Annotated in this window: 29 protein-coding genes; 13 read left to right on the forward strand and 16 right to left on the reverse strand. The window is 72.4% G+C overall.

From position 1 onward, the window contains the following. The first annotated feature begins 38 nt into the window (after positions 1-38). Entirely contained in the window at positions 39-1466 is a 1428-nt protein-coding gene (locus AB0C38_RS18000; RefSeq protein WP_360674019.1) for a serine/threonine-protein kinase, read from the forward strand. Here AB0C38_RS18000 and AB0C38_RS18005 read toward each other — a convergent pair. Next, positions 1456-2373 (reverse strand): DUF3800 domain-containing protein, encoded by a 918-nt coding sequence (locus AB0C38_RS18005; RefSeq protein ID WP_360674022.1) that lies wholly within the window; start codon positions 2371-2373, stop codon positions 1456-1458. The two genes, AB0C38_RS18000 and AB0C38_RS18005, sit on opposite strands and share 11 nt — an antisense overlap. Positions 2374-2560: 187 nt before the next feature. On the opposite strand from AB0C38_RS18005, the gene AB0C38_RS18010 reads away from it, so the two are divergent. Then, positions 2561-4045, forward strand: a complete 1485-nt coding sequence (locus AB0C38_RS18010) for a hypothetical protein (RefSeq protein ID WP_360674024.1) — start codon at positions 2561-2563, stop codon at positions 4043-4045. On the opposite strand, the gene AB0C38_RS18015 is transcribed toward AB0C38_RS18010, so the two are convergent. Genes AB0C38_RS18015 through AB0C38_RS18025 form a run of 3 tightly spaced genes read right to left on the reverse strand, consistent with a single transcriptional unit; the run spans position 4042 to position 5706 of the window. Beyond that, the gene (locus AB0C38_RS18015) at positions 4042-4467 is read right to left on the reverse strand and encodes a Rieske (2Fe-2S) protein (RefSeq protein WP_360674027.1); all 426 of its coding nucleotides are present in this window, start codon (positions 4465-4467) and stop codon (positions 4042-4044) included. The genes AB0C38_RS18010 and AB0C38_RS18015 overlap by 4 nt on opposite strands. A 13-nt stretch (positions 4468-4480) precedes the next feature. After that, positions 4481-5026 (reverse strand): DUF6529 family protein, encoded by a 546-nt coding sequence (locus AB0C38_RS18020; RefSeq protein ID WP_360674030.1) that lies wholly within the window; start codon positions 5024-5026, stop codon positions 4481-4483. Beyond that, positions 5026-5706, reverse strand: a complete 681-nt coding sequence (locus AB0C38_RS18025; RefSeq protein WP_360674033.1) for a hypothetical protein — start codon at positions 5704-5706, stop codon at positions 5026-5028. The genes AB0C38_RS18020 and AB0C38_RS18025 overlap by 1 nt, the downstream gene beginning before the upstream one ends. A 134-nt stretch (positions 5707-5840) precedes the next feature. On the opposite strand from AB0C38_RS18025, the gene AB0C38_RS18030 reads away from it, so the two are divergent. After that, positions 5841-6863 (forward strand): alpha/beta hydrolase-fold protein, encoded by a 1023-nt coding sequence (locus AB0C38_RS18030; RefSeq protein WP_360674036.1) that lies wholly within the window; start codon positions 5841-5843, stop codon positions 6861-6863. Positions 6864-6866: 3 nt separating this feature from the next. On the opposite strand, the gene AB0C38_RS18035 is transcribed toward AB0C38_RS18030, so the two are convergent. Beyond that, positions 6867-7175: a hypothetical protein gene (locus AB0C38_RS18035; protein WP_360674039.1), complete on the reverse strand. Its 309-nt coding sequence runs from the start codon at positions 7173-7175 to the stop codon at positions 6867-6869. A gap of 78 nt (positions 7176-7253) precedes the next feature. Here AB0C38_RS18035 and AB0C38_RS18040 point away from each other — a divergent pair, with 78 nt between their 5' ends. Continuing rightward, positions 7254-8108: an alpha/beta fold hydrolase gene (locus AB0C38_RS18040; protein ID WP_360674042.1), complete on the forward strand. Its 855-nt coding sequence runs from the start codon at positions 7254-7256 to the stop codon at positions 8106-8108. Here the strand turns inward: AB0C38_RS18040 and AB0C38_RS18045 are convergent. The 7 genes from AB0C38_RS18045 to ligD (AB0C38_RS18075) all read right to left on the reverse strand — a co-directional run bounded on the left by AB0C38_RS18045 (position 8066) and on the right by ligD (AB0C38_RS18075) (position 12033). Next, a complete protein-coding gene (locus tag AB0C38_RS18045) occupies positions 8066-8407 on the reverse strand; it encodes a DoxX family protein (RefSeq protein ID WP_360674045.1) in 342 nt (113 codons plus the stop codon). The two genes, AB0C38_RS18040 and AB0C38_RS18045, sit on opposite strands and share 43 nt — an antisense overlap. A 95-nt stretch (positions 8408-8502) precedes the next feature. Next, entirely contained in the window at positions 8503-8967 is a 465-nt protein-coding gene (locus tag AB0C38_RS18050) for a GNAT family N-acetyltransferase (RefSeq protein ID WP_360674047.1), read from the reverse strand. After that, positions 8964-9956, reverse strand: a complete 993-nt coding sequence (ligD, locus tag AB0C38_RS18055) for a non-homologous end-joining DNA ligase (RefSeq protein ID WP_360674049.1) — start codon at positions 9954-9956, stop codon at positions 8964-8966. Before ligD (AB0C38_RS18055) ends, AB0C38_RS18050 begins: the two co-directional genes overlap by 4 nt. A gap of 32 nt (positions 9957-9988) precedes the next feature. Next, positions 9989-10408, reverse strand: coding sequence for a DUF6292 family protein (locus tag AB0C38_RS18060; RefSeq protein ID WP_360674052.1), 420 nt, complete (start codon positions 10406-10408; stop codon positions 9989-9991). Between the two features lie 56 nt (positions 10409-10464). Then, entirely contained in the window at positions 10465-10866 is a 402-nt protein-coding gene (locus AB0C38_RS18065; protein WP_360674055.1) for an STAS domain-containing protein, read from the reverse strand. A gap of 29 nt (positions 10867-10895) precedes the next feature. Next, positions 10896-11168 (reverse strand): hypothetical protein, encoded by a 273-nt coding sequence (locus tag AB0C38_RS18070; protein WP_360674163.1) that lies wholly within the window; start codon positions 11166-11168, stop codon positions 10896-10898. Next, positions 11113-12033, reverse strand: a complete 921-nt coding sequence (gene ligD, locus AB0C38_RS18075) for a non-homologous end-joining DNA ligase (protein ID WP_360674058.1) — start codon at positions 12031-12033, stop codon at positions 11113-11115. Before ligD (AB0C38_RS18075) ends, AB0C38_RS18070 begins: the two co-directional genes overlap by 56 nt. Before the next feature lie 58 nt (positions 12034-12091). Between ligD (AB0C38_RS18075) and AB0C38_RS18080 the strand changes: the two genes are divergently transcribed. Beyond that, positions 12092-12313, forward strand: a complete 222-nt coding sequence (locus tag AB0C38_RS18080; RefSeq protein ID WP_360674061.1) for a hypothetical protein — start codon at positions 12092-12094, stop codon at positions 12311-12313. Between the two features lie 114 nt (positions 12314-12427). Here the strand turns inward: AB0C38_RS18080 and AB0C38_RS18085 are convergent, their stop codons facing one another. After that, positions 12428-13186 (reverse strand): TetR/AcrR family transcriptional regulator, encoded by a 759-nt coding sequence (locus AB0C38_RS18085; protein WP_360674064.1) that lies wholly within the window; start codon positions 13184-13186, stop codon positions 12428-12430. A 102-nt stretch (positions 13187-13288) separates the two neighbouring features. Between AB0C38_RS18085 and AB0C38_RS18090 the strand changes: the two genes are divergently transcribed. Together AB0C38_RS18090 and AB0C38_RS18095 are read left to right on the forward strand one after the other, a co-directional pair. After that, on the forward strand, positions 13289-14254 hold the full coding sequence (locus AB0C38_RS18090) for an ATP-binding cassette domain-containing protein (protein WP_360674066.1): 966 nt from the start codon (positions 13289-13291) through the stop codon (positions 14252-14254). Further along, positions 14247-15029 carry an ABC transporter permease gene (locus AB0C38_RS18095; protein ID WP_360674069.1) on the forward strand — a complete coding sequence of 261 codons (783 nt, stop codon included), beginning with the start codon at positions 14247-14249 and terminating at the stop codon, positions 15027-15029. Before AB0C38_RS18090 ends, AB0C38_RS18095 begins: the two co-directional genes overlap by 8 nt. 15 nt (positions 15030-15044) lie before the next feature. Here the strand turns inward: AB0C38_RS18095 and AB0C38_RS18100 are convergent, their stop codons facing one another. Beyond that, entirely contained in the window at positions 15045-15494 is a 450-nt protein-coding gene (locus AB0C38_RS18100) for a MarR family winged helix-turn-helix transcriptional regulator (RefSeq protein WP_360674072.1), read from the reverse strand. A gap of 113 nt (positions 15495-15607) precedes the next feature. Between AB0C38_RS18100 and AB0C38_RS18105 the strand changes: the two genes are divergently transcribed. After that, complete coding sequence (locus tag AB0C38_RS18105; RefSeq protein ID WP_360674075.1) at positions 15608-18025, forward strand: FUSC family protein; 2418 nt, start codon at positions 15608-15610, stop codon at positions 18023-18025. 55 nt (positions 18026-18080) lie between these two features. Here the strand turns inward: AB0C38_RS18105 and AB0C38_RS18110 are convergent, their stop codons facing one another. Beyond that, the gene (locus AB0C38_RS18110; RefSeq protein WP_360674078.1) at positions 18081-19064 is read right to left on the reverse strand and encodes a helix-turn-helix domain-containing protein; all 984 of its coding nucleotides are present in this window, start codon (positions 19062-19064) and stop codon (positions 18081-18083) included. A gap of 179 nt (positions 19065-19243) precedes the next feature. On the opposite strand from AB0C38_RS18110, the gene AB0C38_RS18115 reads away from it, so the two are divergent. After that, a complete protein-coding gene (locus AB0C38_RS18115; protein ID WP_360674081.1) occupies positions 19244-20212 on the forward strand; it encodes an alpha/beta fold hydrolase in 969 nt (322 codons plus the stop codon). A gap of 21 nt (positions 20213-20233) precedes the next feature. Beyond that, positions 20234-21412: an acyl-CoA dehydrogenase family protein gene (locus AB0C38_RS18120; protein WP_360674083.1), complete on the forward strand. Its 1179-nt coding sequence runs from the start codon at positions 20234-20236 to the stop codon at positions 21410-21412. A gap of 172 nt (positions 21413-21584) precedes the next feature. Here the strand turns inward: AB0C38_RS18120 and AB0C38_RS18125 are convergent, their stop codons facing one another. Next, positions 21585-22109 (reverse strand): helix-turn-helix domain-containing protein, encoded by a 525-nt coding sequence (locus AB0C38_RS18125; RefSeq protein ID WP_360674086.1) that lies wholly within the window; start codon positions 22107-22109, stop codon positions 21585-21587. A 108-nt stretch (positions 22110-22217) separates the two neighbouring features. Here AB0C38_RS18125 and AB0C38_RS18130 point away from each other — a divergent pair, with 108 nt between their 5' ends. The 3 genes from AB0C38_RS18130 (at position 22218) to AB0C38_RS18140 (ending at position 25062) form a co-directional block, all read left to right on the forward strand. Continuing rightward, the gene (locus tag AB0C38_RS18130) at positions 22218-23105 is read left to right on the forward strand and encodes an alpha/beta fold hydrolase (protein ID WP_360674089.1); all 888 of its coding nucleotides are present in this window, start codon (positions 22218-22220) and stop codon (positions 23103-23105) included. Positions 23106-23316: 211 nt separating this feature from the next. Beyond that, complete coding sequence (locus AB0C38_RS18135; RefSeq protein WP_360674092.1) at positions 23317-23646, forward strand: hypothetical protein; 330 nt, start codon at positions 23317-23319, stop codon at positions 23644-23646. Between the two features lie 147 nt (positions 23647-23793). Beyond that, positions 23794-25062, forward strand: a complete 1269-nt coding sequence (locus tag AB0C38_RS18140) for a pentapeptide repeat-containing protein (protein WP_360674094.1) — start codon at positions 23794-23796, stop codon at positions 25060-25062. Positions 25063-25471 lie beyond the last annotated feature (409 nt).

Consider the following 25471-nt stretch of genomic DNA (forward strand, 5'->3'; position numbering starts at 1 on the left):
ACTTCCCGAGGTCCGGGACGCCTGGTGGAGGGATGCGCGTGAGCTGGCAGTTCGGGCCGTACCGTGTCGAGTCGCTGATCGCCCGCGGCGGCATGGGCGAGGTCATGCGCGCCTACGACACCCGCCACGACCGCGTCGTGGCGCTCAAGCTGCTCGCGCCGGACTTCGCGGCCGACCGCGACTTCCAGGAGCGGTTCCGGCGGGAGGCCCACGCGGTGGCGCGGCTGCGGGAACCGCACGTGATCCCGATCCACGCCTACGGCGAGATCGACGGGCGCCTCTACCTCGACATGCGCCTGGTCGACGGCGACGACCTCGGCACCCGGCTGGCCGCGGGCGGGGCGCTGGCCCCGGCCGAGGCGGTCGACGTCGTCGGGCAGGTCGCCCAGGCGCTGGCCGCCGCGCACGCCGAAGGCCTGGTGCACCGGGACGTCAAGCCGTCGAACGTGCTGGTCGGCGCGACCGGGTTCGCCTACCTCGTGGACTTCGGCATCGCCCGCGCGGCCGGGCCGAGCACCGGGCTCACGGCCACCGGCGGCGCCGTCGGGACGCTCGACTACATGGCGCCCGAGCGCTTCGCCGACGCGCCGGCCGACCACCGCGTCGACGTCTATTCGCTCGCGTGCGTGCTGCACCAGTGCCTGACGGGGAGCAAGCCGTTCGCGGCGACGACGGCCGCGTCGCTGATCGGCGCGCACCTGCACCATCCGCCCCCGCGCCCGAGCACGCTGCGGCCCGGGCTGCCCGCGGCGTTCGACGCCGTGATCGCGCGAGGCATGGCGAAGGACCCCGCGGAGCGCTTCGGCAGCGTCACCGAGCTGGCGGACGCCGCCCGGGCCGCCCTCGGCGGCACGAGCCCGGTGCCCGCCACCGCTCCCCCGACCCGGCAGGCCACCCGGATGACGCCGGCCGCGACGGAGGTGCGGCGGCGGGCTTCGAAGGCGCCGTGGCTGGTCGCCGGCGTGGCGCTGCTCGCGCTCGTGGCCGTCATCGGGTGGTTCACGGTCTTGAAGCCCTCGTCGCAGGCCCAGCCGACCCCGACCGCGAAGTCCTCTTCCGCGCCGGCGCCGCCGGTGACCGCGCCGCCGGTCACGACCACGCAGGTCAGCGTGCGGACGTCCGTCGCCACCAGCGTGGCCAGCAGCGCCGACCTCGGCCTGGCGACCGCCATGACCACGCCGGCGTGCGACGGCTCGTACGTCGTCGTGCTCGGCTCCGCCATCACCCCGGCCCGCTACCGCACGGAGGTTCAGCAGTTCCTCAACGCGAACCCCGGCGCCCGGTACCTGCACACGCCGACCACCGGCTGCGGCTCGCTGCGGCAGCAGGTGAACGGCGCCGACGTGTACGCCGTCTTCCACGGGCCGTTCGCCACCAGCGCGTCCGCGTGCGCGCGGCGAAGCGGGAGCGCGTACGTCAAGCGGCTCGACAACACGACGTCGCCGGCGCAGGTCGTCAGCTGCTGAGCGCGTTCCAGACGGACTCGGCGTCCACAAAGGACTCCAGCAGGGTGGTCAGCCGGGTGTCGCCGCGCCCGTTCAGCGCGTCGGAGGCGATCCGGCGGGCGACGCCGGCGAGGAAGTCGGCGACCTGCACGCGGGCGTCCGACCGCGAGTCGACGAACCGGACGCCGGCCAGCCGGTGCCCGAGCGTGACCTTGAGCTGGAGCACGCGCTCGCCGGTGAGGGCGAGCTGTTCGTCGTGGACCAGGGCGACCGGGGTGCCGTCCGCGCTGAAGTGCCGGACGGTGTGGATCACCGCGGGCACCAGCGGGTCCAGTACCGGCACCAGGCCGGGGTCACTCGCCAGCCGGGCGCGGTAGCCGGCCACGCGTCCGGCTCCGCCTTCGAGACGGCCCAGGATCTCACCGGCCTCACCGGGGACCGCGGCGAGCTCGTGGGCCAGGGCGAAGAACTCCTCCGGCGACGTCGTCACGCCGCGCCGGGGCTTCAGGCGCAGGACGCTGGTGAACGCGGCGAGGAAGTACGCCCAGCGATCGGGACCGAAGGCGGTGGGGCCGGCGCGGTGGAGGGTGCGTGCCATGGCGTCGGTGCCGTGCTCGGCCAGCAGCGTGACCGCGGCTCGCACGGCGAAGAACGTCTTGTCGGTCAGGTGCACGTGCCCGCGGCCGGCGAGGGGGCCGGCGGGGTCGAGCAGCCACTCGAGCACCGGGCGGTGCTTGCCGCGCAGCAGGTGGTTGGCCTTGTACTCCTCGGCGGGCGAGCCGATGCGGGCGCGGATCTCGGTCACGCAGGCTCGCGCGGCCTCGGGGGTCAGCCCGACGCCGGCGTGGGCGAAGACGTCCGTCTCGCCGCCGACGAGGTTTTCGCCCTCCGAGCCCGACTCGTCGCAGGCGATCTCGACCGGGCTCACCGGTCCGATGGTGCCAGACCGGCCGGCCGGCGGCGACCGATTACCGGCCGCGGCGCGGACCGGCCGCCGAAACTTGCGCCGGCCCGGCCGCCGCGCCAGGGTAAGCCCCGGTCACGGTCGCGCCACGGCGGTGACGACCATGGCGGGTCCGGTGATTCGCGAAGGGCAAGCGTTCTGGGAGGCGCCGATGGCCACCGACGACCGGGCGGCCCGGCTCGCGCTGGCCGCGGCCGTGGTCCTGCTGCTCCTGGGCGCCGCGGGATTCCTGGTGCAGCAGCAGTTCACGACCGGTCCGGGTGGGACGGACACCGTCTCCGGCATCGAAGTCGACGCGCCCGGCGGTTCCCTGCGGCCGGCGCCGGAACCCGGGTTCGCCTCGCCCCTGACGCGGCGGATCGGCGGTGGCGCCGAGCTGGAGCTGGACGACGGCCGGCGAGCCCGGGTGCGGATCCCGGTTCCGGCGCCGCCGCCCGCGGGGTTCGCGCCCGTCGTCATCACCGGCACCAAACTCGTCCCGGCGGCCTACGACGCTTCGGCCCGGAGCATCGTCGCGGAGCTGACCCGGGGCGGCGCGTTCTGGGGTGGGCTCCTCGACTTCGCCGCGCTCGGCCGCGAGGTCGGGCCGGAACCGGCGCCGCGGCCGGCCTGCGCCGGGCGCTCGGCCGTTGCCGGCGGCGTCACCATCGGGCTCGCCGCGACCAGCCCCGCCACGCCCATCTCGACCTGCCTGACCCTCGGCAACGGCCGGGCGAGCGTCACCCTCACCTCGCACACCCGCGTGCCCTACCGGCTCGCGCTGCCGGCCGGCTGGCCCGAACCCACCGCCCGGACCACGGCGGCGAGCACGTCCCCCGTCCAGCTGTTCGGCCAGCCGTCTCAGCGTGCGCTGCTGTGGCCCGGCTCCGGCGTCACCTACGACGTCCCGCTGACCCGCCTGCCGGCGACCCTCACGGGCCAGGCCGAACCCGGACCGGTCATCGGTACGACGCTCGCCGAGGCGGCGCACCACCTCGCCGCGCTGTTCGGGCTGACCGGCGCGCCCGAGCCGTCCCTCGGCACGCTGACCTGCGCCGCGCAGGACGCCGCGGACCGGCCGGCCGCCGCGTGGGCGGCGCTCGGACCCTGCAACCTGGACGGCGGCGACGTCGTGCGCCGGTTCCTCGACGCCGGGATCGGGCCGGTGACGAGCGGTCTCACGGCGGCGAATCCCGCCTTCGAAGCCGCCCTCACCACCGGCCGCGCGCCGCGGTCCACGCAGACCACCGGGTACCGGCCGCGCACCGGCGCCACGACGTCCCGGGCGGACGGGGCCTGCGGCTCGGTGTCCGCGGTGTCCGGCCGCCACGACGCCTACCGCTGCACGTCGGGCGCCACGACCTACGACCCGTGTTTCGCCGTGCCGGAAACGCGGGTCGTCTGCCCGGCACCGGCGGCGAAGGCCGTCCTGCTGACCTACACCGGCGCCCTGCCCGCCCCGCCGCAACCCGGCGGCACCGCCGACGCGTTCCTGCTCACGCTGGACAACGGCCTGCAGTGCGCGGCCGTCGCGGACGAATCGGCTCCGGGCGCCCGGTTCGCCTGTACCGACGGCACCGTCCTGCGCGGCGCACCGGACCGGTCGAGTCCACTGTGGACAATCGATGGGTGGACCGTCACGAGGGCCACCACCTAGGCGAGGGTGATCTTGCCGTTCGCGACGGTGACCGTCTTCTTCTCCAGCGCCTGCGACGCCGGGCCGTTCGCGACCGAGCCGTCGGCGATCTTGAACTTGCTGCCGTGGCACGGGCAGTTGATGGTGCCGTCCGCGACGGCGTCGACCGCGCAGCCCTGGTGGGTGCAGATCGCCGAGAAGGCCGCGAACGTTCCCGCCGCCGGCTGGGTCACCACCACCTGCTTGTCCGTGAACACCTTGCCGCCGCCGACCGGGACGTCCCCGGTCGCGCCCAGCTCCGTCCCGGCGGCCGGTGGGGGCGCCGCCGCGGACGACGTCCCCGCGTTGCCGCCGTAGGTGCTGCAGCCCGCCACCAGCCCGGCGCCCGCCGCCGCGAGCGCGATCCGGCGGGTGACGGCCGGATCCGTGTCGTCGTCGCGCATGATCGTCCCCCGCCTAGAAGGTCAAGCCCGATTGGGTGAAGAACCAGAGCGACGCGCTCAGCCAGAGCCCGACCAGCCCGGTGAACACGAGGCCGCCGAAGACCGGGAGCGACCAGCCGGGCGCGCCGTCCTTGCGCAGCAGCAACATCTTCGCGACGAACGCGCCGTAGAAGAAGCAGCCCAGCAGCGAATGCAGGAGCACCCGCGTGTCGAACGACTGGAACCCGAGCGCGTACAGGCAGTGCAGCGCCACCGGGATCGACACGAGGAACGCCAGCCGCCCCGACCAGCGGTGCACCGGTGAGACCCACTCCGGTGCGGTCCGGCCGAGCTTGCCGTACATCGCCAGCGCGGAAAGCAGCTGCACAATGGCCAGCAGGACGACGACCGTCGCGAGCCACGCCTTCACCGACTGCGGGCTGGAGAAGCCCGCGATGTTCACCGCGACGCCGGTCGGCGTGTGCAGGCTGCCGTAGACGCCGAGCGCCACCGAGACGACGGCGCCGACGACGAGCGGCACGAGGAGCGCGGCCCCGGCGCGATTGCCCGCCGTGGTCATCAGAAGTCACCGTTCCCGGCCAGGCCGCTGATCGGCTCGGCGGTCACGGGCGCGCCGTCGACGGTCGCGGTGCCGGCTGCCGGGTCGAGCGCCGGCGCGGCGGCCGCGTCCTCGTCCGTGGTGAGGATGCCGACCTGGCTGCCGTCGGGCTGCACGATCCAGCCGACCTTGGCCGCCTTGCCCTTGACCTTCGGCGCCGCGCGGTACAGCCCCGCGGGCTTCTTCGCCGGGGGCGCGGTGAACTGCCAGGTCTTGCCGGCCGCCGTCACCGTCCCGGCGACCGAAGCGGCGTCGAAACTTCCCGTGAGACTGGCGTTCTTGGCGCCCTTGAGGTCCAGCTTCCCGCCGACCGTCACGCCTTGAAGCCAGGCTTCGACCTTCTTGCCGTCGCAGAGGTAGGCGATCGCGTGGCCGTCGCGCACCGACACCGCGACGGACGCGCCGCCGCCGGTGACCCGCCCCGCGTAGTCCGCCCGTGCGGGCGCATCCGCCTTCGGCGCCTCGGGTTTCGGCGCGGCCGACGTCGTGGGCGGCGGTGCCGAAGTACTCGCGACGCTCGCCGCGCCGGCGGCCCCGGCGACCGGCGCGACGCCCGTCCCGGTCGCCAGGGTGACGATCCCGATCCCGCCGGCGAGCACGACACCGGCCAGCAATGTGAACAACGGCCCCGGATGTTTCATGGTCTTCCCCGCATTCCCCTAACCCACCACCGTGCCCATAACACGAAGGTCGGGGCGAAACGGCTCAACGCTACCCGCGGAAAAGAGGTATCGCTTAGGCCGTGCAACCGGTTGAGTCGTGGTTGACTGGCGGCATGCTGCCCTGGGAAGGCGACCTCGCCGGCCGGCTCGACCGGCACACCGTCGAATCCACGCTGCTGCGGGACAACCCGCTCGGCGACCCGCACGAACGGCCGCTGTGGGTGTACGTCCCCCCGGGCTACGACGACAGCGACGAGCGGTACCCGGTCGTGTACGTCATCCAGGGGTACACCGGGCACCTGTCGATGTGGGCCAACCGGACGCCGTTCCGGCAGCCATTCGTGGAGACGGCCGACGCCGTGTTCGCCGGCGGCGCGCCGGGCTGCGTCGTGGTGTACGTCGACGCGTGGACCGCGTACGGCGGCTCGCAGTTCGTCGACTCGCCGGGGACGGGCCGCTACCACTCCTACCTCTGCGACGAGATCGTGCCGTGGGTCGACGCGCGCTACCGGACGATCCCGGACCGCGAGTCCCGCGCGATCGCGGGCAAGTCGTCCGGCGGATTCGGCGCGATGATCACGCCGATGCTGCGCCCCGACCTGTTCGGTGCTCTCGCCACGCACGCGGGCGACTCGCTCTACGAGCTGTGCTACGTCCCGGACTTCGGCAAGGCGGTCCGCGCCCTGCGCGGCTACGACCAGGACATCCAGGCGTGGTGGGCGGACTTCCGCGCGCGCCCGGCGTTCAGCAGGCCGGAGGACGCGACGCTGCTGCAGCTGATCGGGGTCTCGGCGTGCTTCTCGGCGGGTCCGGACGGAACCCCGGAGCTGCCGTTCGAGCCGGGGACGGGCGTGCTGCGGCCGGAGGTGTGGCAGCGCTGGCTGGACTGGGACCCGGTCCGGATGGTCCCGGACCGCGCGGCGGCGGTCAGCTCGTGGCGGGCGGTGTGGATCGACGCGGGCACGAGCGACGAGTACTTCCTCGACGTCGGCGCGGAGGCGTTCCGGGCGGAGGCGCTCAAGGCGGGGCTGCCGGCGGACCGGATCCACTTCGAGCTGTTCGACGCGGGCCACGCCGCGATCGACTACCGGTACCCGTTGTCCTTGGCCTGGCTGGCGGAACGCCTGGCCCGGTGAACCTCAGCCGCCCTCGCCGAGCGCCTCGATCACCTGACCGCGCTGCGCCAGGTTCCGCGGGTGCAGGGCCGCCTCGTCGGGAGCCGGCTTTCCCTGCTGCCGCAGGTACCGGGCGAGGCGGTTGAAGTTGGCGGGGCTGTAGTCCGCCGAGCGGGGGTTGGCGTTGAAGACCGTGCGGAAGCCCGGCTTCTGCCCGTGTTCGTCGGTCAGGCGGGGGTCGCTGCAGGTCAGGTGGATCGACTGCGTTCCCTCGTCGTACCAGACGTTGACCGGGTTGCGGTCGTCGCCCAAAGTCGCGTAGTTCCCTGTCATGGCGGCTCCCGTCGCGCTGGTGTCGTGGTCCTCCGACGATCGGAACCGGCTTTTCGTTACAGCGGCTAGGCTCGGGCAATGGTCACGGAGACGGATCTGGCCCTCCCCGGCGGGCGCACGCTGCACGTCCACGACACCGGCGGCCCGGCGCGGCTCACCGTCTTCTGGCACCACGGCACGCCCAACCTCGGTGCGCCGCCCGGGCCGCTGCTGCCGCTCGCCGAAAGCCTCGGTGTCCGGTGGGTTTCCTACGACCGGCCCGGCTACGGCAGCTCCACGCACCTGCCGGACCGGACCGTCGGGAACGCCGCCGAGTGCGTGGCCGCCGTCGCCGACGCGCTCGGGATCGAGGACTTCGCCGTCATGGGGCACTCCGGCGGCAGCTCCCACGCCCTCGCCACGGCGGCGCTGCTGCCCGGCCGCGTCCGGGCGGTCGCCAGTCTCGCCGCCGTCGCGCCCTTCGATGCCGAGGGCTGGTTCGACGGGATGGCCGCCACCAGTGCGGCTTCCCTGCGCGCCGCCGCCGAAGGCCGGGCCGCCAAGGAGAAATACGAAGCCGCCGCCGAGTTCGACCCGGAGGTCTTCACCGCCGCCGACGTCGCCGCCCTCACCGGGTCGTGGTCCTGGCTCAACGACGTCGTCCAGCCGGCCCTCGGCGCCGCCGGGCTGATCGACGACGACCTCGCCTACGTCGCGCCGTGGGGCTGCGACCCCGCGGCCATCACCGCGCCGACGCTGCTCCTGCACGGTGCGGACGACCGGATGATCCCCGCCGCGCACAGCGAGTGGCTCGCCGCGCGGATCCCGGGCGCCGAACTCCGGCTCACCCCCGGCGACGGTCACATCTCCGTGCTGGACCACGCGGCGGGCGCGCTCACCTGGCTCGCCGGTCAGGACAGCAGCGCCAGCGACGCGACCACAGGCGCCAGGTAGATCACCGGGAACACCAGGTGCCCGTACGACCGCGCGCGGGCCACCGTGACGACCGCGCCGAGGAAGTACAGCACCAGCCCGATCGCCGCGGCGATGCCGATCGGCGGCCAGAACAACCCGACGACCAGGCCGGCCGCTCCGGCGGCTTTCGCCGCGCCCAGCCACGGCCACCACGCCTCCGGCACGCCGTAGGAGGTGATCGGCTCGACGACCCACTTCGCGCGGGTGAACACCGAGACGGCCGAGAAGGCGACGAAGGCGGCGGCGAAGAGGGTGACGATCACGTAGGCGGTGGACATCGGGACTCCTCCAGGGGATCGCGGACGCCGGGGTTCCGGGTCCGTCACCCCCACGACTCCGCCCACCGGACCGATGTGACCGGCCGTGACGGCGATCACAGACCGAGCCGCAGCACGACCTCGCCGTGGTCGATCTCCCCGGTCGGGGTGAACCCGAACTTCCGGTAGAAGGCGCCCGGGCCGTCGTCACCCGGCTGGTGGCTCGTGAGCAGCTCGGTCCCGCCGTCGGCCCGCACCAGCGAGACGACCTCCGTCAGCACCGCGCGGCCGATCCCCCGGCCCTGGTGCCGCCCGTCGACCAGCAGCCGCCACAGGAAGTACGGCCCGAGGACGCCGGGGCGGCCGGGCGGGACGTCCCAGCTGAGCATCACGAAGCCGACCGGCTCGTCGCCGGCGTAGACGGCCCGGTACCAGGGCTCGCCCTCGGGCGTCGTCGCGGCGTCCTCCAGCGATTTCGCCACGGACGCGACGAACCGTTCCTGACCCGGGTGCACGCGCAGAGCGCGCACCGCGTCGCGGTTCTCATCGGTGATCTCCACCAGGTGCACGGATGTGGTCACAGCTCCCCCGTCGGTTTCGGCACTCGCACCTCGTCGGGCGTCCGGTCCGGACGCAGGCCGCGCCACGAAGTGTGGCGCAGCCGCAGATCCGGTGTCACGCGGCGGTAGACGACCTCGCCGACCAGGTCCGGCTCGACCCAGTGCGCGCCGCGGGCGCGGTCGCGCGGCACTTCGGTGGCGAACGGGCACGCCGGGCGCGCGAGCGGCGTGAGGATGTCGCGGAGGCGGTCGAGCGCGTCGTCGGTGAACCCGGTGCCGACGTCGCCGAGGTACACCAGCGCGCCGGCGTCGTCGTACCCGCCGAGCAGCAGCGCGCCGAGCGTGCCCGCGCGGCGGCCGGCGCCGGTCCGCCAGCCGCCGACGACCACCTCGCGGGTCTGGGTCAGCGCCCGCTTCGTCCACAACGGAGAACGGGCGCCGGGCAGGTACGGCGCGTCCAGCCGCTTCGCGACGACGCCCTCGATGCCGTGCTGGGCCGCCGTCGCCAGCAGCTGGTCCGGCGCGATGTCGGCGCGGGTGTACCAGGGCGGCACGACGAGCCGGCCGTCGGCGGGCCGGACCAGCTCGGCGAGCAGCGCACGACGCTGCTCGTACGGCCGGTCCAGCAGCGACTCCGTCCCGATCCGCAGCAGGTCGAAGGCGAAGTAGACGACCGGGACCTCGGCCCGCAGCTTCGCCGTCGGCTCGTGCATGGCGCGGCGCTGCATCAGCTCGAACTCCGGGCGGCCGGCCGCGTTCAGCGCGACGACCTCGCCGTCGAGCACCGCCGCGTGACCGCCGAGCGCGGGCGCGAAGACGTCCTGCAGCTCGGGGTAGCGGTGGGTGTGGTCGCTGCCGCTGCGGCTGGTGATCCGGGCCTCGCCGGTGCCGGCGACCCGCGCGCAGCCCCGGAAGCCGTCCCACTTCCACTCGTAGCCGTGCTGGTCGTCGTCCGGGAGGGACCCGTCGACGGCCAGCATCGGCGCCACCGCGTCCGGCATCGTCCCCATCGCTCCAGTGTGGAGGAACGACCGCGGGCGCGTCACCCGGCCGGCAGCAACGGCAGCAGCTCCTGGTGGCTCCCGGCGCGGCGCAGCACGGGCGAACCCGGACCGTCCGGCGCCAGGTCCCCGGCCCGCAGCGCGGCCAGGAACCGCACGACCACCCGCGACGGCGGCAGGATGTCGGCTCCGCCCAGGTAGGCCAGCACGAGCATCTCCTCCCCGCACGCCGCTTCGACCGCGACGGCCCAGCCGTGCACCTCGTCCCAGAGCAGCGCCACGTCGCGGTCGGGGTACCGGCGCAGCCGCCAGTCCACCGCGACGTAGGCCGACACCGGGACGTCCACGTCCACGGTGCAGGACTCGAGGCCGAAGCCGAGCGCCCCGGCCACCTCGCCGAGGTAGGCGCGCAGGCCGCGCTGGAACCAGAACTCGAGATCGGTGTCGATCAGGACGGACACCTGTTTCCCTTCTTCCCGGACCCGGCCGCGCGCCCTGCCCGGCCGGTCGAAGCGGATCAGCCGAGCGCCGCCAGCGCGTCGGCCCGATCCCGGTAGCAGGAGAAGCCGGCGACGCCGGTCCCCCGCAGCAACCGCCACATCGCCGGCGTGCCCACCACCCACGCGATCGGGACGGCCGTCTCGTCGGCGCGCCGCTGCAACCGCCGCAGGGCCCGGAGTCCGACGCCGGAGCAGAACGTCACCCCGCCGAGGTCGACGACGAGCGGGCCACCGTCCCGCAAGGCGGTTTCCACACATTCGACAAGAATGGCGACGGTCGCCAGATCAATGTCGCCCACCACCGCGACGAGCGTGCCCCTACCGGGAAACGTCGTCCGGACCGAGAACGGTTCGCACAACGCACCCGGCGAAGAACGGCCGAAGGCTCGCGAAAGCCGCGGCGGTTTCTGGATCCTCATGACCGGCTCCGGCGGCTCAAGATGGTGGTTTACGCGTAGACCGTACCCAGTTCGTCCAGCTTGGTGCACAACGGAATCCGCCCGCCCGGCGGGCCGTGCACCGACACGGCCGTCTGCACGTGCAACAGTCCACAGGAGACGATCGAAATCGCCAGGTCGGGCCGGTATTCCGCCATTTCACCCGGCGCGACGGCCGCGACCTCCGGAACCGGTGCGATTTCCGCGCCGAATTGCGAATTCCGAAATTCAGCCGAACGCAGGAATCGGGACGCGCGTGCGGCCCAGTTCGGCGAAGAGGTCACCGACGTCGTCGACGCGCTCGAGGACCTCTTCGGCGGTGAACCGCAGGTGCGAGACGTGCCGGCAGGCGCGCACCTCGTCCCACGTGACCGGGGTCGAGACCGTCGGCTCGTCGCGCCCGCGCAGGGAGTACGGCGCCACCGTCGTCTTGAACGGGTTGTTCTGGCTCCAGTCGATGAAGACCTTGCCCGGCCGCAGCGTCTTGGTCATCCGCGCGACGACGAGGTCGGGCGTCTCGGCGGCGAGCCGCTCGGCGAGCGCCTTCGCGTACTGCGACGTCTCACCGCCGTCCGTCGTCACGACGCCGGCGTAGAGCTGCATGCCCTTGGAGCCACTGGTCTTCGCGACCGGGGTGAGCCCGTCGGCGGTGAGCACGTCGTGCAGGCGCTCGGCGACGCGGCAGCAGTCGACGACCGTCGCACCGGGACCGGGGTCGAGGTCGAACACGAGCCGGTCCGGCGTGCTCCGCTCGTCGCCGTCCTCGACGGTCCACTGGTGGACGTGCAGCTCGAGCGCGGCGAGGTTGGCCGCCCAGACGAGCTCGGGCAGGTCGTTGATCAGCGGGTACGCGATGATCTCGGGATCCTTGCCCCGGCCGCCGACGGCGAGGCGGGCGGTGCGGACCCAGTCGGGCGCGTGGCGGGAGACGTCCTTCTCGAAGAACGAGCCGCCGGCGACGCCGTCGGGGAACCGCACGAAGGTCATGGCGCGGTCGCGGATGTGCGGCAGCAGCAGCGGCGCGATCCGCGTGTAGTAGTCGAGCACCTCGCCCTTGGTGAAGCCGTGCCGCGGGTAGAGCACCTTTTCGAGGTTCGAGAGCGTGAGCTGCCGCTCCCCGACCCGCACCGTGATCCGGCTCCCCGCCACGCCGTCACGGTATCACCCATGGTTATGATACATTCGTACCAACAACTGAGGGGGACCCGTGAAGTTCGACGCGCTGCAGATCCTGGGAGCGGTCCTGACGGTGCTGGGCGCCCAGGGCGCGATCCGGCTGCTGATCGACCACGCGAACGTCGGCCTGCTGGGGTGGCTGGGAGCGGGGTTCACCGGGACGCTGATCGCCTATCTGGTCGTGACGGCGCTCGGGATCGTGCTCACCGGCTGGGCCCACGACCGCGCCAAGGCCCTCGGGCGCCGGAAGTAGCTGCACGCGGGGAGGGCCAACGCCCGGCTCGAGGGCGCCGCCTTCCTCAGCCTCGCCGCGTTCGGCGGACCCCGGCGCAGCGCGCAGGCAAAGAACCGCACGAGGGCAAGCCGGTCACGCGCGACGGTTGATGAGGGCCTCGATGCCGTCGAGGACCCGCTCGAGCCCGAAGCGGAAGTCGTGTTCGAGGCCGTCGAACTCCTCGTCGTCGAACGTGCCCGCGTCGATCACCGCGTGCAGTGCGGGGTACTCCGCTCGGGTGGTCAGCTTCCTGATCAACTCGCCGTACCGCGGCATGACGCGCGCCGTCGTCGGGTCGTCCGACTCGAACGCCGCCGTGATGTCGCCGCTGAGCATGGCGAAGCTGCGAGTGAAGCTCGTGACGAGCAGGACGGCCGACAGCTTGTCCTGCTCCGCGAGCCCGGTGCCGCCGAGCGTCCGCAGTCCCCGCTCCAGGAACCGCAGCTGGTGGGGCATGATCGGCGCGCCGGTGACCGGGATGCGCAGCACCCACGGGAACCGGCGGTAGGCGGAGAGCTCGAACTCGGCCCAGCGCTCGAGCCGCACCCGCCAGCTGCCCTCGCCGTCCTCGGCGACGTCGAGCTGGCCGAACGCGCCGTCGATCATGAGCGCGAGCAGCTCCTCCTTCGAGGCGAGGTAGCGGTAGAGCGACATCGCCGAGGCGCCGAGCTCCCGCGCGACCCGGCCCATGGACACCCCGCCGATGCCCTCGGCGTTGGCGACGTCGATGGCCGCCTCGATGATCTGCTCGAGCGACAGCCCGCGCTTGGGCCCCTTGGTCGGCCGGTCGCGCACGCCCCAGGCCAGCTCGAAACTGGCCGGAAGCCCGGTCTCCGTGTCGTCGCCGCTCATCACCCTGACCTCGTCTCAGGGAAATCCCTGATTCACTGTTTAAGTCCTACGCAGTAGCGTTTATCACGTACGCAGTAAGTCCGCGAACTCCCAGGGGGAACCATGCCCGGCGAACCAGCGATCGAGGCTACCGGCCTCACGAAGTCCTACGGCTCGGTGCCGGTCCTCAACGGCATCAGCCTGCACGTGCCACCGGGCAGCGTGTTCTCGCTGCTCGGCCCAAACGGCGCCGGCAAGACCACCACCGTGCGCATCCTGACCACCCTGACCAGCCCCGACGCCGGCTCGGCCCGGGTCGCGGGCCACGACGTCGAGCGCGATCGCGGGCTGGTGCGCCGCAGCATCAGCCTCACCGGCCAGGACACCGCGCTCGACGAGGTGCAGACCGGCGCGGAGAACCTGCTGATGATGGGCAGGCTGTGCCGCCTTTCCCGGCGCGCGGCCACCCGCCGCGCGGCCGAACTGCTGGAGCAGTTCGACCTCCGCGAGGCGGGCGCGCGCCGCATCAGCACCTACTCCGGCGGGATGCGCAGGCGCCTCGACCTGGCCGCGAGCCTGATCGTGCGCCCGGCGGTGATCTTCCTCGACGAGCCGACCACCGGCCTCGACCCGCGCAGCCGCGCGGCGATGTGGACCGTGATCACCGACCTCGCCCGCTCCGGCGTGACGATCTTCCTCACGACGCAGTACCTGGAGGAGGCCGACAAGCTCGCCGACCGGATCGCGCTCGTCGACGGCGGCCGGATCGTCGCGGAGGGCACCGCGACGCAGCTCAAGCAGCAGGTGTCGGGCCACCGGCTCGACCTGACGCTCACCGACCGGGCCGCGTTCGACGCGCTCGCCGCCGGCCTCCGCGACCGGGCGCTGCTGCCCGACCGTGAACGGCTTTCGCTGTCGGTCGCCACGGACGGCACCGCGGGGCACGTCCGTGCCCTGCTCGACACGCTCGACCCGGCCCGGACCGCGGTGACGCGGTTCGCCGTGCACTCCGCGACCCTCGACGACGTGTTCCTGGCGCTGACCGGGCACGCGACCGCCACCCCCGACAAGGAGCGAGCCGGTGTCTGACACCCTCACCGCGCCCCGTCCCGCCGCGCCGCTCGGCGACCTCGGCGTGATGGTCCGCCGCGCGACCACGTTGACGATCCGCAACGGCGACGCGCTGATCACCTCCCTCGCCCTGCCGATCATGCTGATGCTGCTGTTCGTCTACCTGTTCGGCGGCGCGATCCAGACCGGCACCGCGTACGTGACCTACGTGGTGCCCGGCGTGATCATGCTGTGCGCGTCGTTCGGCGCCTCGCTCACCGCGGTGGTCGTCACCCATGACATGACCAACGGGATCATGGACCGGTTCCGGTCGATGGACGTGCGGGGCGCGGCCGTGCTCGGCGGGCACGTCGTGGCGAGCACGGCCCGCAACCTGGTGTCGACGCTGTTGGTGCTCGGGGTGGCGTTCCTGATCGGCTTCCGGCCGTCGGCGTCCTTCGTGGACTGGCTGGCGGCCGCCGGCCTGCTGCTGGTGGCGATCGTGGCGCTGTCGTGGGCGTCCGCGGCGGTCGGGCTGCTGGCGAAGACCCCGGAGGCGGCGGGCGGGTTCACGTTCTTCGTGATGTTCCTGCCGTACCCGAGCAGCGCGTTCGTGCCGGTGGACACGATGCCGGCGTGGATCCACGGGTTCGCGGACAACCAGCCGTTCACCCCGCTGATCGAGGCGCTGCGCGGATTCCTGCTCGGCACCCCGGTCGGCGACAGCGCGTGGGTCGCGCTCGCTTGGTGTACGGGCATCCTCGCGATCTCGGTCGCGGCGACGGGCCGCTTGTTCAAGCGCCGGACGGCGTGACCCGGAGCCGGCCGCTCAGTCCGGCAGAAGGCTCACGTCGTAGTGGCGGGCGACCGCCTGGTTGTAGCGGGCGAACGACTCCCCGATCACCCGCAGGTCGTCCTCCGGCACGCCGCCGAACATAGCGGCCAGGTTGTCCCGGCGGCGGTCGTGGACGCGGCGGGCGCGCTTGCGGCCCTCGTCCGTCGCCACGACGATGCTCCGGCGCTTGTCCTCCGGTGCCGGGGCCCGCTCGACCAAGCCGGCCGCCGTCATCGCCGACACCTGCCGGCCCGCCGTGGACGGGTCCAGGCCGAGCGTCGCCGCCAGCGTGGTGATGTCGGCCGGGCCCGTCGCCTCCAGCGTGCGCAGCAGCAGGTAGCCCGCGCGGTCGAGCTCGTCGTAGATGTCGGTGCGGCGGCTGAGCAGCTCGAAGTTGCGCACCATGACCGCGGTGTGGGCCTCGATGAGGTCGAGCGCGTCCATCTCCTGAACCTACCGTCCGGCCGATTGCCCGGCCGCGAGGCATATCGGTATCATACCGGTAATTATCGGCATGATACCGATATCGGCAACCGGGGGTAGGAGAAGTCACTCGGATGGGACGCGCGTCGGCGGCGGTGCACCGGATCAGGGACAAGGCGATCAGCTCGGACCCGGGGCTGTCCCGGCTATGGAGCGCGGTCTCGGCCGCCGTCGCCATGACGACCGGACTGGCCGTCGAGTACGTCTTCGCGACGCTGACCGGGGCCGCGCCGCAGGCCACCCTGGTCGCCGTCCTGCTCGCCGCCATCACCGCGATGATGGGGTCGATGGCCCTGAGCGGCACCGGGGTGTGGCCGAAGGTGCGCACCGCCGCGCTGTTCCCGGTGGCGATGGGGCTCGGGATGACCGTGGGCATCGCGGTCGCGCCGCACACCGACCTCATGCTCGCCGTGTTCGTCGTCGTGATGTTCGCCGCCGTGTTCGTCCGGCGCTTCGGCGTCCCGTTCTTCTTCTACGGCTTCATGGTCTGGATGGGCTACTTCTTCGCCGCGTTCCTGCACGCGACGCTCGACGGGCTGCCCGCCATGCTCCTGGCCGTCGTCATCGCGAGCGCGTGGGTGCTGCTGCTGTCGCTGACGGTGCTGCGCGGCAACCCCGCCCGCACGCTCGCGCGCACGCGCCGCGCGTTCGGCGCCCGGGCCCGCGCGGTCGTCCGGCTCTGCGCCGACCTCCTGGAAGACGGCCCCGGCGAGCAGCTCACCCGGCGGATCCACGCGGCGCAGGCCCGGCTCGCCGAGTCCGCCCTGATGATCGAGGCGTGGTCGGCCGAGGTCCCGGTGCTCCCGGGCGCCGTCTCGGCCGCGTCGATCCGGCGCACGACGATGGACGCGCAGCTCGCGATCGACCTGCTCGTCACCGCCTGCGCGCAGCCGGACCTCGAGCCGGACCTCGCGATCCGTGCGGCGCGGGTGCTCGACCTGTTCGCGCGCAACAACTACGCTGCCGCCGGGCAAGCGGCCGAGACGCTCCTGGCGCGGGCGGGCACCGCCCCGATCAGGCTGGTGGCCGCAGCCGTCACCGACTACCTCGACGTCGTGCGCCGCGCGGACCGTGACGGCCTCGCCGACACCGGCGAGTTCGAGCCCGCGGTGACGATCGCGATGGGCGCGCTGCCCGGCTCCGCCGCCGCGGCCGGCGACGTCGAGCCGCGGGGCCGCGCTTGGAACCCGTTGCGGCGCCTCGACTTCACCACCCGCCAAGCCGTGCAGGTGGCCGTGGCGGGCGGGCTCGCGATCGTGCTCGGCCGGCTGCTGTCCGAGCAGCGCTACTACTGGGCGGTGATCGCCGCGTTCGTCGCGTTCACCGGCACGGCGACCCGGTCGGAGGTGTTCCTCAAGTCGGTCAACCGCGTGCTGGGCACGCTGGCCGGGCTCGGCGCCGGGATCGGGCTCGCCCACCTGACGGCCGGACACCCGGCGGCGGTGCTCGCGGTGATCGTCGGGAGCATGTTCTGCGGTTTCTACCTGCAGCGGCTTTCGTACGCCTACATGATCTTCTTCGTCACGATCATGGTGAGCCAGCTCTACAGCGCACTCAACGAGTTCTCCCCCGGCCTGCTCGTCCTGCGGCTGGAGGAGACGGCGATCGGCGCGGCGATCGGCGTCGGGGTCGGCCTGGTGCTGACGCCGCTGAGCACCCGGGACACCGTCCGCACCACCGAACGCGCCCTCGCGCGCACCCTGGGCGAACTGCTGGACGCCCTGGCGGACCGGCTCGAAGGCCACGCCGGCGTCGCGGATCCGGACGCCCGGGTCCGGGTGCTGGACAACGACCTCCGCCAGCTCCGGCTCGTGGCCGCGCCGCTCGTGGCCGCCGTGCCCTGGGGCGGCGGGTCCCGCACCACCCGCCACCGCCTGACGCTGGCCGCGTCGCTGGCGCAGCACACCCACCGGCTGATCGCCGTCCTGCGCCGCGACCGCACGAACGATCGTTCCCTGGCCGGGCCCGCCCGGGCGCTGGCCGCCGTCGCGACGGCGGTCGCCGAAGGCGGCTCGGACCTGACCGCGTTGCTGGGTCTCGCGGAAGCCGCCCTCACGCAGCACTGCTCCCCCACCGACGAGCCCGTCCTGGTCGAACTGATCCACCTGCGCAGGCTGCTGCACGAGTTCGCCACCGGCGACGAACCGGACCCGCTCGCCGAACCCGCGGCGCCGTGGGTCACGGAGATCAGCGGCCGCGTCCACGGCCCGGCCGGGGCACCCGTCCCCGGAGCGACCCTGACCCTGGTCGACGCGCTCGGCCGGCAAACCGCCCGGGCGACGTCGGCGACCGACGGCGGCTTCACCTTGGCGGCCCCGCGAGCGGGCTCGTACGTCCTGATCACGGCAGCGGCCCGGCACGCCCCGGCCGCCTCGACGGTGCCGATCTGCCGCGGACAACCGGTGGTGCAGGACATCTGGCTGACGACGGTCCGCACCCAGACCCCGCCGGCCCGGCGCCACTGCCACCGCCGGGACGTCCGGCTCCGCTGAAGCTGTTTCGAGGCCGCTCGAAGTCCACAATGGACATTGGGCTTCCCGGCACTGCTCACCCGGGTTCGACCGGCCCGGCGAGCGTCCGCCGGCGGAACTCCGCGGGTGTCAGGCCGGTTTCCCGTTTGAAGACCTGCCCGAAATGGGAGGCACCGGAAAATCCCCAGCGCGCGCCGATGGCGGACGCCGGGACCTGCGTGAGCGCGGGGTCGGCCAGGTCGAGCCGGCAGCGTTCGACGCGCCGCTCGCGGATGCGGCGGGACACCGTGCTGCCGGTCCGCTCGAAGAGGATGTGCAGGGCCCGCGGCGAGAGGAAGTGCGCGGCCGCGATCGGGCCGGGACCGAGATCGGCGTCGGCCAGGTTGGCGTCGATGTGGTCGAGGATCCGCTCGAGGAGATCGTCGTTGCGGGACGGCGCGGGGACGTGCTGCCCGAGCTCGCCGCGCAGCATCGTGCCGACCAGGGTCAGCAGGGACCGCACGGCGGTGGGCCCGTGCACGCCGAGCGACTCGAGATTGCGGTTGACGCTCAGAACCGTGCTCCACACGGTGTCGGTGAGGCCCGGCCCGCAGGCGAACGGCCTCGCCGTGATCTCGGCCAGCGGATCGTCCGGCCGGGGTGTGATCGCGGTCTTGGGGAACCGGATGCAGGTGGAGCGGTAGCCGTCGCCGACGGTCAGCGTGGCCGGCTTGCCCGAGTCGTAGAGCGCGAACAGACCGGGCGTGAGCGCGGCGACGCGGCCGTCCTGCGCGATCCGCATCTCGCCGGCGAGTTGCAGCGTGAGCACGTAGAACCCGGCGTCGGCGGCGCGGATCGTGCGGTGGTCGCGGTGGGCGGCGTGCCGTCCGGAGGCCATGTCGACGAAGCTGACCCCGTGCAGGTGCCGGTCCCGGACCCGGCCGGTGAACCGGTCCGGCCGGTCGCAGTCGAACTCGAAGCTCAGCACACTGCGCCGGACGGCGTCCGCCCAGGACGTGAACGAGATCGGACGCGGCGCCACCCCGGTGTACTGCTCCGTCAGCGCTGTGAATGACGTCATCGTCATCTCCACGGTCGTTCAGGCCACGGTACCCAGCCGGCGCGCCGCGGGCCACGGGTGCGCTGGTTCGACATCGTCGTGCGCTCTCGCGCCACACACCGGCCGGCGGCGTTCCTACAGTTCGCCTCGGCGGACATCGCAGGTCGGCTGGAACCGATCGACAGCTGAGGACGGACCACATGCCAGCACCGCACGTCGCCGGCGGGTACGAGATCACCGTCCGGCGCGGCCAGTTCTGGGTGCCCGGCGAACGGGTGCGCACGGAGTACGGGACCGCGCAACGGGCACCGTTGTTCGTGCAGTGGGAAGCGCCGCCGGGAGAAGCTCGTCCCGTGCCGCTCGTCCTCGTGCACGGCGGTGGCGGGCAGGGCACCGACTGGACCGGCACCCCCGACGGCAGGCCGGGGTGGGCGACCCGATTCGTCGAAGCGGGCTTCGCGGTCTACGTCGTCGACCGCTGCGGGCACGGACGCTCGCCGTACCACCCGGACGTCGTCGGGCCGATGGGTGCGCCGTTCCCGTACGAGGCCGCGCAGGCGCTCTTCCTGCCCGACGAGGTGCGCGACGCGCAGACCCAGTGGACCTACGGGCCGGAGCACCTGGATCAGCTCCTCTGCCCGATGGGTCCACTCCCGGCCGACCTGGCCGAGTCGCAACGCCTCGACGCGGACCGGCTGGGCAGGCTGCTCGACATCGTGGGCGAGGCCGTCCTGGTGACCCACTCGGCGGGCGGCCCGGTCGGCTGGCTGACCGCGGACGCGCGGCCGGAGAAGGTCGTCGCCATCGCCGCGATCGAGCCGATGGGTCCCGCCTTCGCGCGGTTCCCCGGACTCGGTGCGTTGACGTGGGGTCTCACCAGCGCGGAGATCACCTACGACCCGCCGGCCGGCGACCCGTCCGAGGTCCCCGGGCGGCGCATCCCGGCCCTGGCGGGCAAGCCGGTCGCGGTGGTGACGGGCGGGGCGTCGGCGTTCGCCGCGTTCGCCCCGCAGGTCGTGGAGTTCCTGGCAGGTGCCGGGGCCCGCGTCCGGCAGCTGCACCTGCCGGACTTCGGCATCACCGGCAACGGGCACGGACTGATCTTCGAGGCGAACTCGGACGAGACCGTGCAGCCAGTCATCGACTGGATCCTGGCCACCACTCGCTGAACACCGCGGAGGACGGACACCATGAACCACCTGCACGTCAGCGACGAATTCGACGCGCTCATGGCGCGGCTCGACGCGATCACGCCGGTGCTCGCGGCGAGCGCCGAAGAGGGCGAGGTACTCGGCCGCGTGCCCGACGAGGCCGCCAAGGCACTGCACGGGACCGGCGTGTTCAAGGTCGGCATCCCCCGGGAACTGGGGGGCTACGAGTTCTCGCCACGCCAGGTGGTCGACACGATCGCCAAACTGTCCTATGCGGACGCTTCGGTGGGCTGGGCCTTCATGGCCGTGCAGATGGTCACCGGCACGACGGCCGCCTACCTCGGCCCGGAGGCCGCCGCCGACCTGTACCCGGACGTCGGCAACGGCGAGTACGCGCTCATCGCCGGTCAGGGCACCAAGCTCGGCACCGCCGTGCGCGTGGACGGCGGCTACCGCATCAGCGGGCACTGGCACTTCGCGTCCGGGATCTCGATGGCGACCCACATCCACACGGCCGCGCTCTGCGCGGAGACCGGCGAGGCGCTGGTCTTCACGCTGCCCAAGGACCAGGCGACCGTGATCGACAACTGGGACGTCATGGGCCTGCGGGCGACCAGCAGCCACGACTACGTGTGCGAAGACCTGTTCGTGCCGGAAAGCCACGTGTACGGCATCGCGACCACCGAAACCCGGCACGGCGGCGCGATCTACCGCATGGGGCTGGTGAACATGGCCGGCATCTGCCACACCGGGTGGGCGCTCGGGGTCGGCCGCCGGATGCTCGACGAGCTGAAGGCGTTGGCGGCCAAGAAGACCGGCAGTCCGAACGCGACGGTGGACACGCAGCAGTTCTCCGCCGAGTACGCCCAGGCCGAAGCGAAGCTGCGCGCAGCGCGAGCGTGGGCGGCGGAGGTCTGGGCGGACAACGAAGCCACCCTGGACCGCGGTCTCCTACTGGACACCGAGCAGGAAACGCTGACCCGCCTGATGCTCAACAACACCACGTGGTCGGTGCACGAGGTGGGCCAGACGGTCTACAAGTGGGCGGGGACGGCGGCGCTGCGCCACGGCGCCCTGCAGCGCTTCTTCCGCGACCTGCACGCCGGCACACAGCACGTCACCTCCGGCCCGGTGGTGCTGCAGAACTGCGGCAAGCTGCTCAGCGGCTTGGCACCCGGTGCACGCTGGGTGTTCCTCGACCTCCAGGAGGCCCGGTGACGCCCGATCTGGCTCACGCGCTCTGGCATCTCCCCTTGATTTCCAGAGTTACGGAGCGATCTGGTGCTTGATGGCGAGCAGGACCAGATGGACCCGGTTGGGGGATCCGGTTCGTTCCATGAGCCGGGCATGTGACGTGACACCGCGACGGCCGGCGATCCGGGGCGCGGAGTCATTCCGCCGGCATGGACACCAGGCTGATCATCCGGCGGGTGCGGTCCCGGCCGGGTTCCTGGCCCAGCCGAGCGGTGACGGCCGTGCGCACCGCGGCCAGGAGCTCGGCCATCTCGGCATCGGTCAGCCATAGCGCGGCTTGCTGGTAGGTCACGCCGTCAGCGGTGGGATCGGCTGGCTCGCGGGCCAGGTACTGGTCGAAGTCGGCCAGCAGGCCGCCGACGAACGCGGTGAACGTTTTGCGGTGGTCGTCGGTGGTCATGGCGGCGCGGTCGGCCGGATCGATCCCCGCGTGGTGCCACGACAGCCGGTAGGTGCGTTCGACGGTGCCCCGGACGCGTTTCTCGTCGAGCACCTCGAGCACGCCTGCGGCCGCGAGTGCCGCGACGTGCCGGTACATGGTCGCGTGCGCGATGTCCGGCAGCCGTTCGCGCAACTGCGCCGTCGTAGCCGGGTGACCGTCCAGCAACGTTCGCAGGATGCGCAGCCGAACGGGGTGCAGCAGCAAGTCGAGAGACGCCATGGACACATTATCCCATCTCTGATACTAATATCAAAACTGATATCAATGGAGGTGGGCGTGATGGATCCCCGAACCAGCACGGGAACAGACGATGTGCGAGAACTCCGGTTGACGGTCCCGGCCGCCGACGGCGTCGCGCTCGCGGGCACGCTCACCCTGCCCGCCGACCCCGGCCCGCACCCGGCCGTGCTCTGCCTGCCCGGCTCCGGAAAGGTCGACCGCGACTCCAACGCCGGCCGGGTGCGCATGGACCTCGGCCGCCCGCTCGCCGCCACCCTGGCCGGGCGCGGCATCGCCTCGTTTCGCTACGACCGCCGCGGCGTGGGTGCCACCCCCGGCGACTGGCACGCCGTGGGGTTCCTGGACAACCGGGCCGACGCCGAGGCCGCTCTGCACGCTCTGCGCGGCCATCCGGAGATCCGCCCGTCCGCCGTCGGCGTCCTCGGGCACAGTGAAGGCGCGGTACACGCGATGTGGCTGGCCGCCCACGCCCGACCCGCCGCCGCGGTCTTCCTCGCCGGCTACGCCCGCTCCGGTGAACAGGCCCTGCGCTGGCAAGGCACCCGGTTGGCCGACACCCTGCCCCGGCCCATCCGCCCCCTGCTACCCATCTTGCGACCCTTCGCCGCCCGGCAGGTGACCCGGCTGGCCGCCACGACCACTGACACCGCGCGCATCGGCGGCATGCGGATCAACGCCCGGTGGTGGCGCGAGCAACTGACCTACGACCCCCGCCCGGACCTGGCCCGCATCCCGGTTCCGGTCCTGGCCATCACCGGCGCCGAAGACGTCCAGGTCGACCCGGGCGACCTCGACGTGATCGCGCAGCTGGTGCCGGGCGGGGCCGAAACGCACCAGACTCCCGGCCTGACCCACATCCTCCGCCGCACCGACGGCCCGGCGTCCGTGTTTTCCTACCGCCGGCTGCTCCGCGACCCGGTGGACGACGAACTGCTCGACACCATCGCCCGCTGGCTGGCCACCCGGATTCGCTGACCCCGCGGCGCACCCCCTGGGCTCGCGGACCGAGCAAATAACGCCGATATCGCAGCATTGCTCGTCGCGATCGGCGGATTCAGGGGGAGGTCGATCCACGCGCTCGCGTGCACTCGCGGATCCGTCGAGGTGGTGAATGACAGCTTTCTCGTACCCCCACCGAGGTGCGAGCAGCTACCACTCAGCCCGCCGGCCTGAGCTGCAGCTTTCCGTGACATTGACGCTCGTCCAGCTCGGCCGTCGCCGCGGCCTACGCCTCGACACGCTCGGATGGACCGTCGACGATGCCCTCTCCCTCACCACAGTCGAGGCAGGTGTCGGGACGTATCGTCGCGCAGCGACCGGCTGGTACCGCCTCACCAGGGATCGGCTGCGGCGGTCCGGGATCGTGCTGGCGTCGTCGCAGGGCCGGTCCGCAGGGGAGATCGCGGCGATGTTCGCCGCGACGGAGGAGTATGTGCGGGAGGCGCGACGGCATACAGGAGAACGTTTCGGTCTCGACCCGGCGGCCAGTCAGACTACCGCACCGGACCATCTGTGAGCCGATTGCGCAAGGAATTTGGCCGGGTGCAGCGCCGGGTCACTATTCGGCGAATGAAGGGTCATGACGAGGTCGACGATCGATCCGGGGTCGCGGCGGCGCGCAGTCGGGGTGCTGGCGCTTGGCGTGGCTATAGGGCTGGCCGGGATGACGGTCTTGTTCGGATGGGTGGACTGGCCGGGGCTGGGGCGGTGGGCGCGGCCGCACGCGGTGCCGCTGGTGTTGTTCGGTGCTGCGGCAGTGTGCGTGGCGGTCGGGATGTGGCTGTTGCGGAACGAGCAGGCGCCGCGGCCACCGGCAGCGCGGATGAGCTGGTGGGTCGTTACTGGCGCGGCCGTGGTGGTGATCGTCGTGGCCTGGGCTGCGACCAGCTGGCTCTACGGCGAGGCCGCCGCGGCGAAGGACCCCGGCGCGGCCAAGGCCGACGCGATCAAAACCGGGCTCGGCATCGGCGCCGGCACCACCGGCATCTTCGCGCTACTGCTGGCCGTGCGGCGGCAGTGGCACAACGAGCTGGACGCTGCCGAAAAGAACGTCACCGAGCTCTACATCAAAGCCGCCGACCAGCTCGGCTCCGACCAAGCCCCCGTCCGGCTGGCCGGACTGTATGCGCTGGAACGGCTCGCGCACAACAACCTGGGGCAGCGCCAGAGCATCGTCAACGTCTTGTGCGCCTACCTGCGCATGCCCTACACCCCACCCGACGAGACACTCCCGCTGGACACCGATCCGGGCACACAGCGCACCGACCACCAGAGCCGCGTACAGGAAAGGGAAGTTCGCCTCGCTGCTCAGCGCATCCTCACCGACCACCTTCGACCGGCCGACCGTGGCGAGTTCTGGGACGGCATCGACCTCGACCTCAGCAACGCCCAATTGATCAACTTCGACCTCCGGGCAGGCCGGGTGAGCAACGGGCGATTTGTCGGCGCCACTTTTACCGGTGACGCCTTGTTCGGCGAGGCGACCTTCAGCGGCGCCTGGTTCGTCGGTGCGACCTTCAGCGGCGACGCGCGGTTCCAGCGCGCGACCTTCACCACCGCCTTGTTCGACGGCGCGACCTTCACTGCCGGTGCCTTGTTCCGCGAGGCGGCCATCACCGGCGACGCCATATTCCGCGGCGCGACCTTCATCGGCAACGCCCGATTCCAGGGCGCGATCTTCACCTGCGGCGCCTGGTTCAGCTCCTCGACCTTCACTGGCGACGCCCGGTTCCACGGCGCGACCTTCACCGGTGACGCCTATTTCGGCGGCGCGGTTTTCACCGGCGACGCCTGGTTCGACGGTGCTACCTTCAGCGCCGCCGCCCAGTTCGAGGCGACCTTCGCACGCCGTCCCTCCTTCGAGCACGCGACTATGAACGCAGGACTCACGGGTCTACAACTGGGAGACGACAAGCCCGGCGTTGACGGCTGACATGACTGGCGACCGGCCCCTCTGCACTCCCCGTCAGAACGCCAGCTTCGCAGCGTGGTTTCGCGGCTTGCGGTGGTACGAGGTGTTCAGTTCTGATCGGGTGAGCACTCGCCGAGTGTCGGCGCGTCGTAGTGCGTCGCAGCGGGAAGGGACTACCCAGGTGTCGACATTTACGACACCAAGGCGACGCCCCCAATTACCTACCCAACGTTGCTTGACGAAGCACTAGTACCGCAACGGCAATTGTGTGAGTGGATAGCCGCGTCGTTTGCAGTGATTGAGGCGGGCTTGCGTAGATGGGCGAGCGGAGCGGCGACGGGCATCCATGCTCGCGTTCTTCTGCTGGCGCTTGCGATGACCGAAGGCCTGCCCCTGCTTCGGAACGGGCCACGCGGCCGATTGACGCCAA

The sequence above is a fragment of the Amycolatopsis sp. NPDC048633 genome, from assembly GCF_040650695.1.
Taxonomy (GTDB): Bacteria; Actinomycetota; Actinomycetes; order Mycobacteriales; family Pseudonocardiaceae; genus Amycolatopsis.

Excerpts from the sequence above, each read along its gene's own strand:
- AB0C38_RS18010 (WP_360674024.1), top strand. The coding sequence starts at position 2,561 with ATGGCCACCGACGACCGGGCGGCCCGGCTCGCGCTGGCCGCGGCCGTG.
- AB0C38_RS18015 (WP_360674027.1), bottom strand. The coding sequence starts at position 4,467 with ATGCGCGACGACGACACGGATCCGGCCGTCACCCGCCGGATCGCGCTC.
- AB0C38_RS18020 (WP_360674030.1), bottom strand. The coding sequence starts at position 5,026 with ATGACCACGGCGGGCAATCGCGCCGGGGCCGCGCTCCTCGTGCCGCTC.
- AB0C38_RS18025 (WP_360674033.1), bottom strand. The coding sequence starts at position 5,706 with ATGAAACATCCGGGGCCGTTGTTCACATTGCTGGCCGGTGTCGTGCTC.
- AB0C38_RS18030 (WP_360674036.1), top strand. The coding sequence starts at position 5,841 with ATGCTGCCCTGGGAAGGCGACCTCGCCGGCCGGCTCGACCGGCACACC.
- AB0C38_RS18035 (WP_360674039.1), bottom strand. The coding sequence starts at position 7,175 with ATGACAGGGAACTACGCGACTTTGGGCGACGACCGCAACCCGGTCAAC.
- AB0C38_RS18040 (WP_360674042.1), top strand. The coding sequence starts at position 7,254 with ATGGTCACGGAGACGGATCTGGCCCTCCCCGGCGGGCGCACGCTGCAC.
- AB0C38_RS18045 (WP_360674045.1), bottom strand. The coding sequence starts at position 8,407 with ATGTCCACCGCCTACGTGATCGTCACCCTCTTCGCCGCCGCCTTCGTC.
- ligD (WP_360674049.1), bottom strand. The coding sequence starts at position 9,956 with ATGGGGACGATGCCGGACGCGGTGGCGCCGATGCTGGCCGTCGACGGG.
- AB0C38_RS18065 (WP_360674055.1), bottom strand. The coding sequence starts at position 10,866 with ATGAGGATCCAGAAACCGCCGCGGCTTTCGCGAGCCTTCGGCCGTTCT.
- AB0C38_RS18085 (WP_360674064.1), bottom strand. The coding sequence starts at position 13,186 with ATGAGCGGCGACGACACGGAGACCGGGCTTCCGGCCAGTTTCGAGCTG.
- AB0C38_RS18090 (WP_360674066.1), top strand. The coding sequence starts at position 13,289 with ATGCCCGGCGAACCAGCGATCGAGGCTACCGGCCTCACGAAGTCCTAC.
- AB0C38_RS18100 (WP_360674072.1), bottom strand. The coding sequence starts at position 15,494 with ATGGACGCGCTCGACCTCATCGAGGCCCACACCGCGGTCATGGTGCGC.
- AB0C38_RS18105 (WP_360674075.1), top strand. The coding sequence starts at position 15,608 with ATGGGACGCGCGTCGGCGGCGGTGCACCGGATCAGGGACAAGGCGATC.
- AB0C38_RS18110 (WP_360674078.1), bottom strand. The coding sequence starts at position 19,064 with ATGACGTCATTCACAGCGCTGACGGAGCAGTACACCGGGGTGGCGCCG.
- AB0C38_RS18115 (WP_360674081.1), top strand. The coding sequence starts at position 19,244 with ATGCCAGCACCGCACGTCGCCGGCGGGTACGAGATCACCGTCCGGCGC.
- AB0C38_RS18120 (WP_360674083.1), top strand. The coding sequence starts at position 20,234 with ATGAACCACCTGCACGTCAGCGACGAATTCGACGCGCTCATGGCGCGG.
- AB0C38_RS18125 (WP_360674086.1), bottom strand. The coding sequence starts at position 22,109 with ATGGCGTCTCTCGACTTGCTGCTGCACCCCGTTCGGCTGCGCATCCTG.
- AB0C38_RS18140 (WP_360674094.1), top strand. The coding sequence starts at position 23,794 with ATGACGGTCTTGTTCGGATGGGTGGACTGGCCGGGGCTGGGGCGGTGG.